The sequence below is a fragment of the Stutzerimonas tarimensis genome, assembly GCF_042648805.1.
Taxonomy (GTDB): domain Bacteria; phylum Pseudomonadota; class Gammaproteobacteria; order Pseudomonadales; family Pseudomonadaceae; genus Azomonas; species Azomonas tarimensis.
In genome coordinates, this window is record NZ_JBHRXZ010000015.1 from 22,490 (window position 1) to 37,037 (window position 14,548).

13 protein-coding genes are annotated in these 14,548 nt (G+C 63.7%); 9 read left to right on the top strand and 4 right to left on the bottom strand.

The window, feature by feature from the left end:
* Positions 1 to 115 precede the first annotated feature (115 nt).
* The 5 genes from dusB to ACFOMF_RS05110 all read left to right on the top strand — a co-directional run bounded on the left by dusB (position 116) and on the right by ACFOMF_RS05110 (position 7,533).
* Positions 116 to 1,129 carry a tRNA dihydrouridine synthase DusB gene (gene dusB / locus ACFOMF_RS05090; protein WP_386361869.1) on the top strand — a complete coding sequence of 338 codons (1,014 nt, stop codon included), beginning with the start codon at positions 116 to 118 and terminating at the stop codon, positions 1,127 to 1,129.
* Complete coding sequence (gene fis, locus ACFOMF_RS05095) at positions 1,126 to 1,443, top strand: DNA-binding transcriptional regulator Fis (RefSeq protein WP_386361871.1); 318 nt, start codon at positions 1,126 to 1,128, stop codon at positions 1,441 to 1,443. The genes dusB and fis overlap by 4 nt, the downstream gene beginning before the upstream one ends.
* Before the next feature lie 94 nt (positions 1,444 to 1,537).
* On the top strand, positions 1,538 to 3,145 hold the full coding sequence (purH, locus tag ACFOMF_RS05100) for a bifunctional phosphoribosylaminoimidazolecarboxamide formyltransferase/IMP cyclohydrolase (RefSeq protein ID WP_386361873.1): 1,608 nt from the start codon (positions 1,538 to 1,540) through the stop codon (positions 3,143 to 3,145).
* A 236-nt stretch (positions 3,146 to 3,381) separates the two neighbouring features.
* Positions 3,382 to 4,665 (top strand): phosphoribosylamine--glycine ligase, encoded by a 1,284-nt coding sequence (gene purD / locus ACFOMF_RS05105; protein WP_386361875.1) that lies wholly within the window; start codon positions 3,382 to 3,384, stop codon positions 4,663 to 4,665.
* A gap of 99 nt (positions 4,666 to 4,764) precedes the next feature.
* Positions 4,765 to 7,533 carry a response regulator gene (locus tag ACFOMF_RS05110; RefSeq protein ID WP_386361877.1) on the top strand — a complete coding sequence of 923 codons (2,769 nt, stop codon included), beginning with the start codon at positions 4,765 to 4,767 and terminating at the stop codon, positions 7,531 to 7,533.
* Here the strand turns inward: ACFOMF_RS05110 and ACFOMF_RS05115 are convergent.
* On the bottom strand, positions 7,494 to 8,807 hold the full coding sequence (locus ACFOMF_RS05115; RefSeq protein WP_386361879.1) for a cytochrome P450: 1,314 nt from the start codon (positions 8,805 to 8,807) through the stop codon (positions 7,494 to 7,496). The two genes, ACFOMF_RS05110 and ACFOMF_RS05115, sit on opposite strands and share 40 nt — an antisense overlap.
* 138 nt (positions 8,808 to 8,945) lie before the next feature.
* On the opposite strand from ACFOMF_RS05115, the gene ACFOMF_RS05120 reads away from it, so the two are divergent.
* Positions 8,946 to 9,662 carry a VC0807 family protein gene (locus tag ACFOMF_RS05120; RefSeq protein ID WP_386361881.1) on the top strand — a complete coding sequence of 239 codons (717 nt, stop codon included), beginning with the start codon at positions 8,946 to 8,948 and terminating at the stop codon, positions 9,660 to 9,662.
* 159 nt (positions 9,663 to 9,821) lie between these two features.
* On the opposite strand, the gene ACFOMF_RS05125 is transcribed toward ACFOMF_RS05120, so the two are convergent.
* Both ACFOMF_RS05125 and rfbD read right to left on the bottom strand, forming a co-directional pair.
* A complete protein-coding gene (locus ACFOMF_RS05125; protein WP_386361883.1) occupies positions 9,822 to 10,721 on the bottom strand; it encodes an AEC family transporter in 900 nt (299 codons plus the stop codon).
* A gap of 51 nt (positions 10,722 to 10,772) precedes the next feature.
* On the bottom strand, positions 10,773 to 11,678 hold the full coding sequence (gene rfbD, locus ACFOMF_RS05130) for a dTDP-4-dehydrorhamnose reductase (protein ID WP_386361885.1): 906 nt from the start codon (positions 11,676 to 11,678) through the stop codon (positions 10,773 to 10,775).
* A gap of 288 nt (positions 11,679 to 11,966) precedes the next feature.
* On the opposite strand from rfbD, the gene osmE reads away from it, so the two are divergent.
* The 3 genes from osmE (at position 11,967) to ACFOMF_RS05145 (ending at position 13,476) form a co-directional block, all read left to right on the top strand.
* Positions 11,967 to 12,305: an osmotically-inducible lipoprotein OsmE gene (osmE, locus tag ACFOMF_RS05135; protein WP_386361887.1), complete on the top strand. Its 339-nt coding sequence runs from the start codon at positions 11,967 to 11,969 to the stop codon at positions 12,303 to 12,305.
* A gap of 35 nt (positions 12,306 to 12,340) precedes the next feature.
* Positions 12,341 to 12,727 (top strand): Rho termination factor N-terminal domain-containing protein, encoded by a 387-nt coding sequence (locus ACFOMF_RS05140; RefSeq protein WP_386361889.1) that lies wholly within the window; start codon positions 12,341 to 12,343, stop codon positions 12,725 to 12,727.
* A 215-nt stretch (positions 12,728 to 12,942) separates the two neighbouring features.
* A complete protein-coding gene (locus ACFOMF_RS05145; protein WP_386361891.1) occupies positions 12,943 to 13,476 on the top strand; it encodes a ferritin-like domain-containing protein in 534 nt (177 codons plus the stop codon).
* 96 nt (positions 13,477 to 13,572) lie between these two features.
* Here ACFOMF_RS05145 and lpxC read toward each other — a convergent pair whose 3' ends face one another.
* Positions 13,573 to 14,487 (bottom strand): UDP-3-O-acyl-N-acetylglucosamine deacetylase, encoded by a 915-nt coding sequence (lpxC, locus tag ACFOMF_RS05150; RefSeq protein WP_386361893.1) that lies wholly within the window; start codon positions 14,485 to 14,487, stop codon positions 13,573 to 13,575.
* Between the last annotated feature and the right edge of the window lie 61 nt (positions 14,488 to 14,548).

The following is a 14,548-nucleotide window of genomic DNA, read 5'->3' on the forward strand; positions in this document are numbered from 1 at the left end:
GGGTGTACAGTTCGTGCACAACGACCTTTCTCCGCCCCGGAGGAGCGGGTATCATTCCCACCCCTTTTTCCCGACCCGATCTACCTTACAAGCAGGCCCAGACCAGGGAATCTCCATGTCAGCGGTACGCATCGGCCCCCACTCACTCTCCAGTCGTCTGATTCTCGCCCCCATGGCGGGCGTCACCGATCAGCCGTTCCGTCAGCTCTGCCGCCGTTTCGGCGCCGGGCTGGCGGTTTCGGAAATGGTCACCAGTGACGTGCGCCTTTGGAACAGCCGCAAATCGCGCCTGCGCCTTCGCCATAGCGGCGACCCGGAGCCACGCTCGGTGCAGATCGCCGGCGGCGACCCGGAGATGCTGGCCGAGGCCGCCCGCCTCAATGTGGAATACGGCGCACAGATCATCGACATCAACATGGGTTGCCCGGCGAAAAAGGTCTGCAACAAGGCGGCCGGTTCGGCACTTATGAAGGACGAGCGCCTCGTAGCCGAGATCCTCGACGCAGTCGTGGCGGCGGTCGAGGTGCCAGTGACCCTGAAGATCCGCACTGGCTGGGATCGTTACAACCGCAACGGCATTCGCATTGCTCGCATCGCCGAGGATGCCGGCATTGCCGCCCTGGCGGTACATGGCCGAACCCGGGCCGATCTCTACACGGGCGAAGCGGAGTACGACACCATCGCAGCCATCAAGCAGGCGCTGTCGATCCCGGTGTTCGCCAATGGCGACATCGATTCGCCGGAAAAAGCCAGGCAGGTTCTCCAGCGCACCGGCGTCGACGCCCTGCTGATAGGACGGGCGGCCCAGGGCCGGCCCTGGATCTTTCGCGAGATAGACCATTTCCTCGCCACCGGCGAGCACTTGCCAGCCCCGCAGCCAGCCGAGATCGAGGCGATCCTGCTCGCTCACCTGTCGGCGCTTCACGCTTTCTACGGCGACGAGATGGGCGCACGCATCGCCCGCAAACACGTAGGCTGGTACCTGGCAACCCAGCCAGGGGCGGCGGAGTTCCGCGCCAGCTTCAACCGAATCGATAACAAAGATGCCCAGGCCGCCAGTGTTCAGGCCTTTTTCAGGGACCGTCGCTCTGTCCCCCGCGCGGGGATCGGCAAGGGGGAAGCCGCATGACGACGAGTGAATCTTTCATTACTGGAACAGCATCCGTGAGCGAAAACGTCAACCTCAAGCAGCATCTGAACGCGCCGAGCGAAGCGGGCCAGACGCTGCGCTACTGCGTCGAACAGGCACTGCAGAATTACTTCGCCCATCTCGAAGGGGCCGAGGTCACGGATGTGTACAACATGGTGCTCTCCGAAGTCGAAGCACCGCTGCTGGAAACGGTGATGCAGTACGTAAAGGGCAACCAGACCAAGGCCTCCGAACTGCTCGGCCTCAACCGCGGCACCTTGCGCAAGAAACTCAAGCAATACGATCTTCTTTAAGAAGCCGACCAGGGCTGGAGGCTGAAGGGCTTGACGAAATGTCCACCTCTCCAGCCTCTAGCCTCCCGCGTCCTTTACCTCGACTGGAACCAAGATGACCGACCAAACCCTCCGCCTTCCCGTCCGCCGCGCGCTGATCAGCGTGTCCGACAAGACCGGCGTCGTCGACTTCGCCCGCGAGCTGGCCGCCCTCGGCGTGGAGATTCTCTCCACGGGTGGCACCTTCAAGCTGCTGCGGGAAAACGGCGTCGCGGCCGTGGAAGTGGCCGATTACACCGGCTTTCCGGAAATGATGGATGGCCGGGTCAAGACACTGCATCCGAAGATCCACGGCGGCATTCTCGGACGGCGGGAACAGGACGGCGCGGTGATGGCCGAGCACGGCATAGTCCCGATCGACCTGGTGGCGGTCAACCTCTATCCCTTCGCGGCAACCGTGGCCAAACCTGGCTGCACACTGCCCGACGCCATCGAGAACATCGACATCGGCGGCCCGACCATGGTCCGCAGCGCGGCGAAGAACCACAAGGATGTGGCCATCGTGGTCAACGCCGGTGACTATGCGGGTATCCTCGAAGGACTGAAGGCCGGCGGCCTTACCTACGCCCAGCGCTTCGACCTGGCGCTCAAGGCATTCGAGCACACCACCGCCTACGACGGCATGATCGCCAACTACCTGGGCACCATCGACCAGTCCGCCGAGACCCTGTCCACCGACGGGCGCGACGCCTTCCCGCGCACCTTCAACAGCCAGTTCGTCAAGGCGCAGGACATGCGCTACGGCGAGAATCCGCACCAGAGCGCCGCCTTCTATGTCGAGGCCGAGCGGGGTGAAGCGAGCGTCGCCACCGCCGTGCAGCTGCAGGGCAAGGAACTGTCGTTCAACAACGTCGCCGACACCGATGCCGCGCTGGAGTGCGTGAAGAGCTTCGTCAAGCCGGCCTGCGTGATCGTCAAGCACGCCAACCCTTGCGGCGTCGCGGTGGTCCCTGACGCCGAGGGTGGCATTCGCCAGGCCTACGAGCTGGCCTACGCCACCGACAGCGAATCGGCCTTTGGCGGCATCATCGCCTTCAACCGGGAGCTGGACGGCGAAACCGCCCAGGCCATCGTCTCGCGCCAGTTCGTCGAAGTCATCATCGCCCCGAAGATCTCCCAGGCCGCGCGTGAAGCCGTGGCCAGCAAGGCCAACGTGCGTCTCCTGGAGTGCGGCGAGTGGCCTGCCGAGCGCAGCGCCGGCTGGGACTTCAAGCGTGTCAACGGCGGGCTGCTGGTGCAGAGCCGCGATATCGGCATGATCGGCGAGGCTGACCTGAAGATCGTCACCCGCCGCGCCCCGACCGAACAGGAGATTCACGACCTGGTGTTCGCCTGGAAGGTCGCCAAGTTCGTCAAGTCCAACGCCATCGTCTACGCCAGGAACCGCCAGACCCTGGGCGTTGGCGCCGGCCAGATGAGCCGCGTCAACTCCGCCCGCATCGCCGCGATCAAGGCCGAACACGCCGGCCTGCAGGTAAAGGGTGCAGTGATGGCCTCCGACGCCTTCTTCCCCTTCCGCGACGGCATAGACAATGCAGCCAAGGCCGGCATCACCGCCGTCATCCAGCCGGGCGGCTCGATGCGCGACGAAGAAGTGATCACCGCCGCCGACGAGGCCGGTATTGCCATGGTGTTCACCGGCATGCGCCACTTCAGGCACTGATGGTGGCATGGCCGCGCTGAAGCGCCCGTCTGCGGCGTTGGCGTCGGACTCGCCAATGCTCATTGCCATTGAGGCAACTGCGCTCGGCGAGCCCACCGCCGCCTTGCATCCAGACACTTCATCTCGACCCGAAAAATTCGAATACGCAGGGCACAGCCCTACACCAGACTCGTAGGGTGGACAGCCGCAGCTGTCCACCAATCGGGTCCTAGGCCCGACGCCCCAAGGAGCATGCAATGAACGTTTTGATCATCGGCAGCGGCGGCCGCGAACACGCCCTGGCCTGGAAGGTTGCCCAGGATGCGCGGGTCCAAAAGGTCTTCGTCGCACCCGGTAACGCCGGCACCGCCACCGAGGCGAAATGCGAAAACGCCGCCATCGACGTGCTGGCCATCGAAGAGCTGGCGGATTTCGCCGAGAAGAACGTAGATCTGACCATCGTCGGCCCGGAAGCGCCGTTGGTGAAGGGCGTGGTGGACCTGTTCCGTACCCGCGGACTGGCCATTTTCGGACCGACCGCGGCAGCAGCACAGCTCGAAGGCTCCAAGGCCTTCACCAAGGACTTCCTGGCGCGCCACGGCATTCCCACCGCCGCCTACCAGAACTTCACCGAGGTCGAGCCGGCGCTGGCGTATCTGCGCGAGCAAGGCGCCCCCATCGTGATCAAGGCCGACGGCCTGGCCGCGGGCAAGGGCGTGATCGTCGCCATGACCCTGGAGGAGGCCGAGGAAGCCGTACGCGACATGCTATCGGGTAACGCCTTTGGCGATGCCGGGGCACGGGTGGTTATCGAGGAATTCCTCGACGGCGAGGAAGCGAGCTTCATCGTCATGGTCGATGGCGAGCACGTGCTGCCCATGGCCACCAGTCAGGACCACAAGCGCGTCGGCGACGGCGACAGTGGCCCGAACACCGGCGGCATGGGCGCCTACTCCCCTGCCCCAGTGGTCACCGCCGAGGTGCACCAGCGGGTCATGGACGAGATCATTTACCCGACGGTACGTGGCATGGCGGCCGAGGGCAACGTCTATACCGGCTTTCTGTATGCCGGCCTGATGATCGACAAGAGCGGCGCCCCCAAGGTCATCGAGTTCAACTGCCGCTTCGGCGACCCGGAAACCCAGCCGATCATGCTGCGCCTGCAATCGAGCCTGGTGCTGCTGGTCGAGGCCGCCGAGGCGCGCGCGCTGAACAAGATCGAGGCGCAGTGGGATCCACGGCCGAGCCTGGGCGTGGTGCTCGCAGCGGGCGGTTACCCTGGCGACTACGCCAAGGGCGATGTCATCAGCGGGCTCGAGGCGGCCGCCGAACTGCCCGGCAAGGTGTTTCACGCCGGCACAGCCGAGCGCGATGGCCAGGCGGTCACCGCCGGTGGCCGCGTGCTTTGCGCAACAGGGCTCGGCGCGAGTGTTTCCGAAGCCCAGCAAAACGCCTATGCTCTAGCAGCCCGAATCGACTGGAACGGCTGCTTCTACCGCACCGACATCGGTTATCGCGCCATCGCCCGGGAACAACAATGACCGAAGGCCGGCAGGCCCGACGACCTGCCGGCACCAGCCGCTCACCGGACCGGCCTGGATGGCTATAATCCGCCGTCGATACTCGAAGGGACTGCACCCGTGCGCCGGCTCTGGACCGCCATCGGAACACTCTTCTGCCTGTGCTTGATGGCACCGGCACCCCTGTGGGCGCAGAACGGCGACGGTGAAGCCAGCTCGCAGAATTGGCACCTGCTGGTCGATCAGTCCGCCCAGCTGACTTTGGAAGAGGTGATCGCCCAGCGCAGCCTGTTCCAGCGCCTGGAACAGCCGGCGTACTCCTCTCTAGGGCCTGACAAGGCGGTCTGGTTACAGGTCCGCATTCCCCCGCAGACCGAGCCCCGCTGGTTGTGGCTCACCGCACCTCGCCTCGACTATCTCGACTTCTACCTGTTGCGCGACGGCGCGCTTGAGCGCCAGCTCGAAAGTGGCGAACAGCGGCCACGAGCGGCACGTATCCTGGCTGCTCGCCCCTACCTCTTCAGTCTGCCCAGCGACGGTCATCCACGGGAAGCCTACCTTCGGCTGGAGTCCGACCACCCGCTGCTGGCGCACTTCCAACTGATCGACGAAAGCGGTCTGATGAGCCTGGAAAACACCGCCTACCTGTATGGTGCCCTCCTCGGGGTACTGGCACTGCTGGCACTGCACAACCTGCTGCGTTACGCCACTGTCCCACGGCGTAACTACCTCTGGCTGAGCCTGCTGCAGCTTGCGTTGATGATCTGCGCATCAGCCAACCTCGGGGTACTGGCAGCCTGGGTGCCCGACCTGGCGCAACGCCAGTCGATGATCGCCGACCTTTCGGCGCTGCTGGCCGGCATGCTGCTGCTGGTGTATACCCGCGATTTCCTCCATGACCAGCGTCGGCGCTGGAGCAGTATCCTGCTCGCCTGCGGCGTCGGCCTGCTGGCGATCCAGGGACTGGCGATCCTGCTTGGCCAGGGTCACCTGCAAAGCCTGATCACCTATTCGCTGATCAGCCTGGGCGCGTTGATCGCCGCCGGCATCTGCCTCTTCCACTGGCGGCGGGGTTACCGCCCGGCGAGGCTTGCCGCCGCCGGCATGCTGGCGCTGGCATTGGGCCTCGGCGGCTTTGCGCTGATACTCGCCGGGGTGGGTCTGACCAATTCGAGCGTATTGCTCAGCCTGGCGTTCTGGAGCGCCCCGCTGAGCGGCCTGCTGCAGAACTTCGCACTGATCGAGCGGCAGCATCGCATCCAGTCGGCGCGGCTGGACCGCTTCACTGCCGAGGCGGTGAACTCCGCCGAAACCCGGACTCGCTCGGACTTCCTCGGGCGCATCAGTCACGAGATTCGCGCACCGCTCAATGGCGTGCTGGGCATGACCGAACTGCTGATCGGCACCTCCTTGTCGGCCAAGCAGCGCGACTATGTGCGCACCATCCACAGTTCGGGTAATGAGCTGCTTAACCTGATCAACGAGCTTCTCGACATTCCCAAGCTGCAGGCTGGCGACATCGAGCTGGAGCAAGTGCAATTCGACCTGCATGCGCTGATCGCCGACTGCCTCGATATCTGCCGCGCCCGCGCCGAACAGCAAGGCGTGGAGCTGATCAGCCTGATTCAGCCGCAGGTGCCGCATATCATCGCCGGTGACCCCGCCCGCCTGCGTCAGATTGTGCTCAGCCTGCTGGATAACGCCCTCCGCCAGACCGAGGCCGGTGAAGTCCTGCTCAGGGTGACTCGCCACGACAGCGCGCCGCGCATGCGCATCACCGTGCAGGACAGCGGTCGCCCGCTCGACGAAGCCGAACGCGACGCCCTGCTGGGCGCAGCCCTGGATAACAGCGACTTTCTCGACGCCACCTCCCGCGGGGCGCGAATCGGCCTGCTCATTGCGCGCCAGCTCACCAGTCTGATGCACGGCACCCTCGGTGCCAGCAGCGACGTCAGCCAGGGCAATACCCTGTGGATCGAACTGCCGCTGCCGATAAAGTCGCCGGTGGAAGATGAGGAGCGAGCCTTGCCGCTGCGCGGTGTGCGCATGCTCATCGTCGATGACAATGAAACCTGCCGCAAAGTGCTCGCGCAGCAAGGCATGAGCTGGGGCATGGAGGTACACGCAGTCACCTCGGGCAAGGAGGCGCTGGCGCAGCTGCGTACCAAGGCGCTGCTCGACGAGTACTACGACATCGTCCTGCTGGATCAGGAGATGCCGGGCATGAGCGGCCTGCAACTGGCCATGCGGATCAAGGAAGACCTGAACCTCAAGCACGACCTGTTGCTGATCATGCTGACCGGCATCAGCCATGCGCCAAGCAAGGTGGCGGCGCGCAACGCCGGTATACGCTGCATCCTGGCCAAGCCCGTGGCCGGCTACACCCTCAAGACCACCCTGGCTGACGAACTCGCCAGACGCCCGGGCCGCCGTCACGAAGGCCCTCCCGTGATCGCTCGCCGGGCCGAGCCGGCGGGCGAGGAGCTTCCGGACGGCTTTCGCATTCTGGTGGCCGAGGATGACTCAACCTCCACCAAGGTGATGCGCGGGATGCTGACCAAGCTGGGCTTGCAGCCAGACATGGTGAGCAACGGCGAGGAAGCGCTTCAGGCGATCAAGGCCAGGCCTTACGACCTGGTCTTGATGGACTGCGAAATGCCCTTGCTGGATGGCTACAGCGCGACCCGGCGCCTGCGCGAATGGGAATCCATCCAGGGCCGCCCGCGCACGCCAGTGGTCGCGCTCACCGCCCACGTGTTCAGCGAGCACCGCGAGCGCGCCCGCAACGCCGGCATGGACGGCCACATGTCCAAACCGGTGGAGCTTTCCGAGCTGCGCGAGCTGGTCCGTTACTGGGGCGAAGCCCGAGCCTCGACGAGGGCTGAATGAGGCCGCACGGCGCGGATCAACATCCGGCTCTCCGGCAAAGCCGGCAAGCGTGACAGGTCGATATCCAGGTCCTGCTCGGGTACCTCGTAGCTCATCTCCCGGGTCAGCATGCGCAAGGCCTGCTTGATCAGCTCGATGCTCAGGCGCTCGCCGGGGCACCGGTGCCCGGTCGGTTCGCCCCCACCTTGGGTAAGGAAGCTGAAGGCATTCCCGGGCCATTCGAGAAACCGCTCGGGCTGAAAGGTTTCCGGTTCATTCCAGCTGCGTGGATCACGATTCGTCCCGTACAGGTCGAGCAGCACCCGGGTGCCTTCGGGGAACCGGTACCCGCGCCATTCGAAGTCCTTGCGTACCCGTGCTGCCATGAACGGGAAGAACGCGTGGATCCGCCGCACCTCTTGGGCGAAGGGCTCGAGCCAGACGTCATCGGCCGCCAGACGCTCGCGCCATTGTGGGTGCCTGTGCAGCTCCACGGCCGCAAACACGATAAAACGCGATACCGCCACCGTCGGGCGCAGCAGGTTGAGCAATTCGACCGCCGCCACCCGATCATCCAGCAGGCTGCCATCGAGCTCCGGATGCTGTGCGATGACGGCCAGGGGACTCCCTGAGTCCACCACCAACCGACCATCACGCACCTGGCGGATCAATTCGCTGCCCCATGCCTCGGCCTGCTTGCGCGCCTTGCGCGCATGCAGGTGACGAGGTCCTATGCCGCCAGCCCCGTCGATCAATGCGGCCAGCTGAGAGCGCCGAGTTTCCACTTCATCCTCAGCCAGCGGTACGCCGGCCCATTGAAACACCGCACGGGTCAGAATGCCTTGCACCTCTTTCAACAGGACCACTTGATCTGCCTCGCCCCACAGCCCGATCGCCGCCCGCCAGATCGGTTCGGCGGTCCGCAGCACGGCCTCGTTCCCGGCCTCGTCGAGCATAGACAGGAACAACCGCTTGCGCTGGCGGTGCGCGGCATCGTCCAGCCCCTGTACGCCGCCCTTGCCGAGCAAGGTCTTGAGCATCAGGTTCGGCGCCGCCTTTTCGCGCTTGAAGCGCGATTCATCGTAGAACAGGCGAGCCGCCTCTTCGCCGTGCAGGCAGATGGTGTTCTGCATGAGCAGGCGCGCCTGGAATACGTCGCTGTGTAGCGCGGCGCAGCGACCGGCAATAAAGGTGTAGCCCTCGCGCAACACGGCTACGGAGCTTTCGATCCGAGGATCGGTTGGAATCTCGGGCATCTGCTTGTCCTCGCCATAGTCTCTGTTGCCAGTCGACATCGGCCTTCCCAGCGGGTGCCCGCCGATCCTGGCAGCCCGATGGTTGACGCGTATCATCGTGCGACGAAAGTCTCTGGCGCCCTGCTCTCTCACAAGCGATCATGGCCCCCTTCGTTGTTGACCCCTCCCCTGGTTACCATGGCAGACGCAAAGACCCACAAGCCCCGCCCGTTGATCGACATGGCGGTGAGCATTCTCATTCCTTCGCTGATTCTGATGAAACTCAGTGGCGAAGATCGCCTGGGCGCAGACGGCGCGCTGATACTGGCGCTGGCGTTCCCCCTGGGCTGGGGCGCGCTGGAGCTGGTGAAATACCGCAAGTTCAACTGGATCGCCCTGCTCGGTCTGATCAGCGTCCTGCTGACCGGCGGCATCGGTCTGTTGCAGCTGGACAACCAGTGGCTGGCGGTCAAGGAAGCCGCGGTTCCCGGCATCCTAGGCATCGCCGTGCTGGTCTCGACCCGCACCCGCTACCCGCTGATCCGCACCCTGCTCTACAACCCGAAGGTGCTGCAGGTCGACAAGATCCATGAGCATCTGGAGCGCAACGGACAGGTCGCACAGTTCGAGGCACGCCTGCAGCGTGCCACCTACTGGCTGGCCGGGACCTTTTTCTTCTCGTCGTTCATGAACTACGTGCTGGCCAAGTGGATCGTCACCAGTCCTTCCGGTAGCGAGGCCTTCAACAACGAGTTGGGCCGCATGACCTTGCTGAGCTATCCGATGATCGCCATTCCCAGCATGGTGATGATGATGGGCATCCTCTATTACCTGTGGCGGACCATCCACGGCCTGACCGGACTGGGCATGGAAGAGATCATGGCCACCACCGGCCAGGAACAGAAAGGTCGCTGATCAGAACAGCAGCCTGAACAGCGCGATCAATATCAGGATGCAGGCGATCACCACGACGCCCCCGGGACCGACCAGCCATCTGAGCATCTTGCTTCTCCGCGACTTCCAGACAGCGGGTTGACCCCCGCAGAGCGGCGGCGTTCGCCATGGCGCAACGCCTCAGAGGCCCACCAGCAACATCCACAGCGGCAAACTCACCGCGGCCATCACGGTCGAGAGAAACACCGCCGAGCTCACCGGGCGCTCATCGCTCGCAGCCCGCACGAAGGCCAGTACATTGACCCCGCTGGGGCAAGCGGCGAGCAGCACCAATACCGTTCGCGCCTCGGTATTCAGGCCCGGCAGCAGACCGCTGAACCACCACACCAGCAAAGGCAACAGCGCCAGCTTTGCCAGGGTCAGGCCCAGCGCACTGGCATCGGGCCGCAAGCGATAGCGAGAAAGATTCATGCCCAGCACGATGAGGGCGCAGGGCAGCGCCCCCTGGGCCAACCAACCCGTCAGCCGCCAGAACGCTTCAGGCATGGGCAGGCCCGACAGGTTCAGCGCGGCCCCCAGCAACAAGCCGATGACCAGCGGATTGGCCAGATTTTTCAGCAGCTCGCGGGGCGACACCTTCTCACCCGTGCCGAGGGCGGCATAAAGGCTCTGCAGGGAAAACAGCAGCAGGCTGTGGAACAGCAGAATGGCAAACACATACACCAGGCTGGCGCTGCCCAATAATGTGGTGACCAGCGGAATGCCCACCAGCACGTTGTTCGAATAAGCCGCGGTGAGGCCGAACGGCGAAGCCCGGCGCAGCCCACGGTGGGCCAGCAGGTTGACCGCAGCAAACACCAGCAGCACTGGCACGAAGTACGCCAGGAGAAGCACGGGGGACAGGCCCTGGCCCAAGTCGGCACGGGCCAGGCCGTCGAGCAGGACTGCCGGCATGAACAGCTTGAAGGTGATTGCCGCCAATCCTGTCGCGGCCTCGCTACTGAGCCAGCGTCGCCATCCAGACAGATAACCGATCACGATCAGCGCGAATACAGGCAGAATCGCCTTGAAAACCAACATCAGGCGCTCCCGATCACGATATAAAAAGAACGCGAAGCATAACTGAAAGTTTCAAGCGCGGCGCTCGCATGTAGGCCGGTTGGATAGATCGCCGATCACCTCGGCGAGGTCGTCCCGCCAGTCGCGAGCGGTGATGCCGAAGGTTTCCTGGAAAAGGCTCGAGTCGAGCACCGACCAGGCCGGCCGACGCGCCGGGGTGGGGTATTGCGCCGTGGCGATGGGCTTGACATCCGGCACCCTGGCCAGCAGGCCGGTCGCCGCTGCCTGCCGGAAGATTTCATTGGCAAAGCCGAACCAGCTGCAGGTTGGACTGCCGCTGTAGTGGTAGAGGCCCCAGCGAAGGTTGCCGCTGGCCGCATAGCGGCTGGCCAGCTCGAGCAAGACTTCGGCCAGCCCACCGGCGAAGGTCGGGCAACCAACCTGATCGTCCACTACGGACAGCACATCGCGCTCGGTCCCCAGGCGCAACATGGTCTTCACGAAGTTTCGCCCGTGGGCGCCGAACACCCAACTGGTACGCAGGATCAAAGCCTGTTCGAGCTCCTCCTGCAAAACCTGCTCACCCGCCAGTTTGCTCGAGCCATAGACTCCTGTCGGACTTGTCGGGTCGGATTCACGATAGGGTGTGGCCGAGTCTCCGGAAAAGACGTAATCGGTGGACATGTGCAGTACCGGCACGGCGTGCTCCCGCGCCGCCCGAGCCAGATAGCGGACCCCGTCACGGTTCACCGCATAGACGATCTCCGGCCTGGATTCGGCCGCATCGACCTGGGTAAACGCGGCGGCGTTGACGATGAGCTCGGGCCGCAGCTGACGAACCGCCTGGGACACTCCTGACTCGTCGGTGATGTCGAGCTCCGCGTGGCTCAGGCCGGTCACCTGAAGGCCACGCAACGTGCCACGACGGATCAACTCGTGCCCGACCTGCCCGCTCGCACCACATACAAGGATTCGCATCATCTAGCGCCTCGGGAAGCAACCTGGGCCCATCCGGCCCGCACCATATGACCATTTTTTTCGGCCATTCTTCGACTCCCGCCACGAATACCTCTGCTGGCGAGCTTCAGCCCTGGTCAGCCGGAATGAGAGTGCCGGCGGCGCGCAAAGTTTAACCGCCCGAGAAAAGGTGCGCCGTGGCGAAATTACTGCGGCCGCAGCCACAACCGCCGCGCCGCCGTGATGAAACTCATCGGCCTCGGAAGCGGACCAATCAAGGGAGACGCCTAGGACTCGAGGAACCAGAAAATGAGCAAGCCACTCCTGTTGGTCGCAACCGTTGCCAGTCTGAGCATCCTGGCAGGCTGCGCCACCCACACCCAGAACCCACTCGACCGTTACACATACCGCGGTGAGCCGCTGGTCAAGCAGGTCGAGACCGGAATGACCCGCGATCGGGTACTCGCCCTTGGCGGTGAGCCCTCCAGCACTGTCGACCGCCGGGCACGCCCAGGCACCTGCAACAATTATGTCCTGTACCGCGAGGGCAAGGAACAACCCTATTACGTTAGCTTCGACGGCGCCGGCCGGGTGGATGGCAAGGGCTTTCTGACCTGCCGCCAGTTGGAAGAAAACCAGCGCAACTGACCTTCATAACCCCCGACAGAGACGGGAGGCCGACCATGCCCAGGGGCGACAAGAGCAAGTACACCGACAAGCAGCAGCGAAAGGCCGAGCACATCGAGGAAAGCTATGAAAAGCGCGGTGTGCCGGCAGACGAAGCGGAAGCGCGCGCCTGGGCAACGGTCAACAAGCAGTCCGGCGGCGGTGAGCGCAAGGGCGGTTCCGGCCAGGACAAAAGCGCCACCGCCAAGCGCGCCGACCGTAAGGATTCTGCGCACCGCGCGGCACAGGCGCGCCAGGGAGAATCACCCAACCGAGGGAACAGCTCCGGCAACACATCGCTGGCAAAGATGACAGTCCGGGAACTTCAGGAAAAAGCTCGGGAGCGTGACATCCCGGGTCGCTCGAAAATGCGCAAGGATGAACTCATCGAGGCCCTTAGCTGAGGTAGCCATGCATCCAGAGAACGAACCTGAAGAAGCCCCGCTTCTGGAGGAAAACCCCAAGCGTGAGGAGCCCGACGAGGCGCCTGCGGTCGACGAGCCAGAGCCGCTTCCAGCCACGCCGAAGTAGAAAACTTTTGCCGGTGCCGGGAATCACAACTGAGGTCCGCTTTTCAACCACGGCCGGCCGGCCGGTGCCAGCCGAAAAGGAGATTTCAATGACCTTTGTACAACTGAGCGACAAGCAAACCTTGCGCGATCGTGCTCGCCAGCATGTCGAGAATGGCGCGGTCACCGAGAGCTATTCGGCCGATCGGGAAGTCGTGATCAACCTGCTGAACGAAGCACTGGCGACCGAACTCGTATGCTGGTTGCGCTACAAACGCCATTACTACATGGCTTCGGGGGTCAAGGCCAGTCTAGCGGCCGATGAGTTTCTCGAGCATGCCAATGAAGAGCAGGAGCATGCCGATCGCCTCGCCGAGCGCATCGTCCAGCTTGGCGGCGAACCGGATTTCAACCCGGACACCCTGGTCGAGCGTTCCCATGCGCAATACGCCGAGGGTAATGGTCTGCGCGACATGATCTTCGAGAACCTGGTCTCCGAGCGCATCGCAATCGACAGCTACCGCGAGATCGTCCAGTTCATCGGCGACAAGGACCCTACCACTCGACGCATCTTCGAAGACATCCTTGCTCAGGAAGAAGAGCACGCCGACGACATGGCTGGACTGCTCGACGGTCTCAACTAGTTTCGCGGCGCATCCCCCAGTCATGAAAAACCCCGCTTGTCGCGGGGTTTTTCATGACGCAGCTTGCAGCCGGTTACGAGCCTGGCTGCACCGGCATCACCCCGCCGCGATCGGTCGCATGTAGGAGATAGGGGGCGCCACGGTGGCGTCCTCGAAGGTGACGATCTCCCAGGCGTCCGGCTGGGCCATCAGGGTCCGCAGCAAGCGATTGTTCAACGCATGCCCGGACTTGTGTCCGCGGAATTCGCCGATCAGGCTCTTGCCCAGGAGATAAAGGTCACCGATGGCATCGAGGATCTTGTGCTTGACGAATTCGTCCTCGTAACGCAGGCCGTCCTCGTTGAGCACACCACTCTCGTCCACCACGATGGCATTGTCGACACTGCCGCCAAGCGCCAGGTTGTGTGAACGCAGAAACTCGATATCACGCATGAAGCCGAACGTCCGGGCACGGCTGACTTCCTTGACGAACGAGGTGCTGGAGAAGTCCACGCTCGCCACCTGCGTACGGCCCTGGAACACCGGGTGGTCGAAGTCGATTTCGAAACTGACCTTGAAACCATCGAACGGCAGGAAGGTGGCGCGTTTGTCGCCCTCCTCCACGGTCACTTCGCGCTTGATGCGGATGAACTGCTTCGGCGCATCCTGCTCTTCCAGCCCGGCGGACTGGATGAGAAAGACGAAAGGACCGGCACTGCCGTCCATGATGGGGACCTCGGAAGCCGACAGCTCGACATAGGCGTTGTCGATGCCCAGGCCCGCCATGGCCGACAGGAGATGCTCGACGGTATCGACTTTGACGTCCCCGTTGACCAGGGTCGTCGACATCGTGGTTTCGCCCACATTTTCGGCGCGGGCGGTGAGTTCCACCGGCGGCGACAGATCGGTGCGACAGAACACGATGCCGGTATCCACCGGCGCCGGCTTCAGGGTGAGATAGACCTTCTCTCCTGAATGCAGGCCGACACCGGTGGCCCGGATGGTGTTCTTCAGAGTGCGTTGTCTGATCATGGGATAACTTCGCTGTGGCGCGGAACGCGAATTAGTAGACGAAACTGGAGGCGATCATAGC

Excerpts from the sequence above, each read along its gene's own strand:
- dusB (WP_386361869.1), top strand. The coding sequence starts at position 116 with ATGTCAGCGGTACGCATCGGCCCCCACTCACTCTCCAGTCGTCTGATT.
- fis (WP_386361871.1), top strand. The coding sequence starts at position 1,126 with ATGACGACGAGTGAATCTTTCATTACTGGAACAGCATCCGTGAGCGAA.
- purH (WP_386361873.1), top strand. The coding sequence starts at position 1,538 with ATGACCGACCAAACCCTCCGCCTTCCCGTCCGCCGCGCGCTGATCAGC.
- purD (WP_386361875.1), top strand. The coding sequence starts at position 3,382 with ATGAACGTTTTGATCATCGGCAGCGGCGGCCGCGAACACGCCCTGGCC.
- ACFOMF_RS05115 (WP_386361879.1), bottom strand. The coding sequence starts at position 8,807 with ATGTCGACTGGCAACAGAGACTATGGCGAGGACAAGCAGATGCCCGAG.
- ACFOMF_RS05120 (WP_386361881.1), top strand. The coding sequence starts at position 8,946 with ATGGCAGACGCAAAGACCCACAAGCCCCGCCCGTTGATCGACATGGCG.
- ACFOMF_RS05125 (WP_386361883.1), bottom strand. The coding sequence starts at position 10,721 with ATGTTGGTTTTCAAGGCGATTCTGCCTGTATTCGCGCTGATCGTGATC.
- rfbD (WP_386361885.1), bottom strand. The coding sequence starts at position 11,678 with ATGCGAATCCTTGTATGTGGTGCGAGCGGGCAGGTCGGGCACGAGTTG.
- osmE (WP_386361887.1), top strand. The coding sequence starts at position 11,967 with ATGAGCAAGCCACTCCTGTTGGTCGCAACCGTTGCCAGTCTGAGCATC.
- ACFOMF_RS05140 (WP_386361889.1), top strand. The coding sequence starts at position 12,341 with ATGCCCAGGGGCGACAAGAGCAAGTACACCGACAAGCAGCAGCGAAAG.
- ACFOMF_RS05145 (WP_386361891.1), top strand. The coding sequence starts at position 12,943 with ATGACCTTTGTACAACTGAGCGACAAGCAAACCTTGCGCGATCGTGCT.
- lpxC (WP_386361893.1), bottom strand. The coding sequence starts at position 14,487 with ATGATCAGACAACGCACTCTGAAGAACACCATCCGGGCCACCGGTGTC.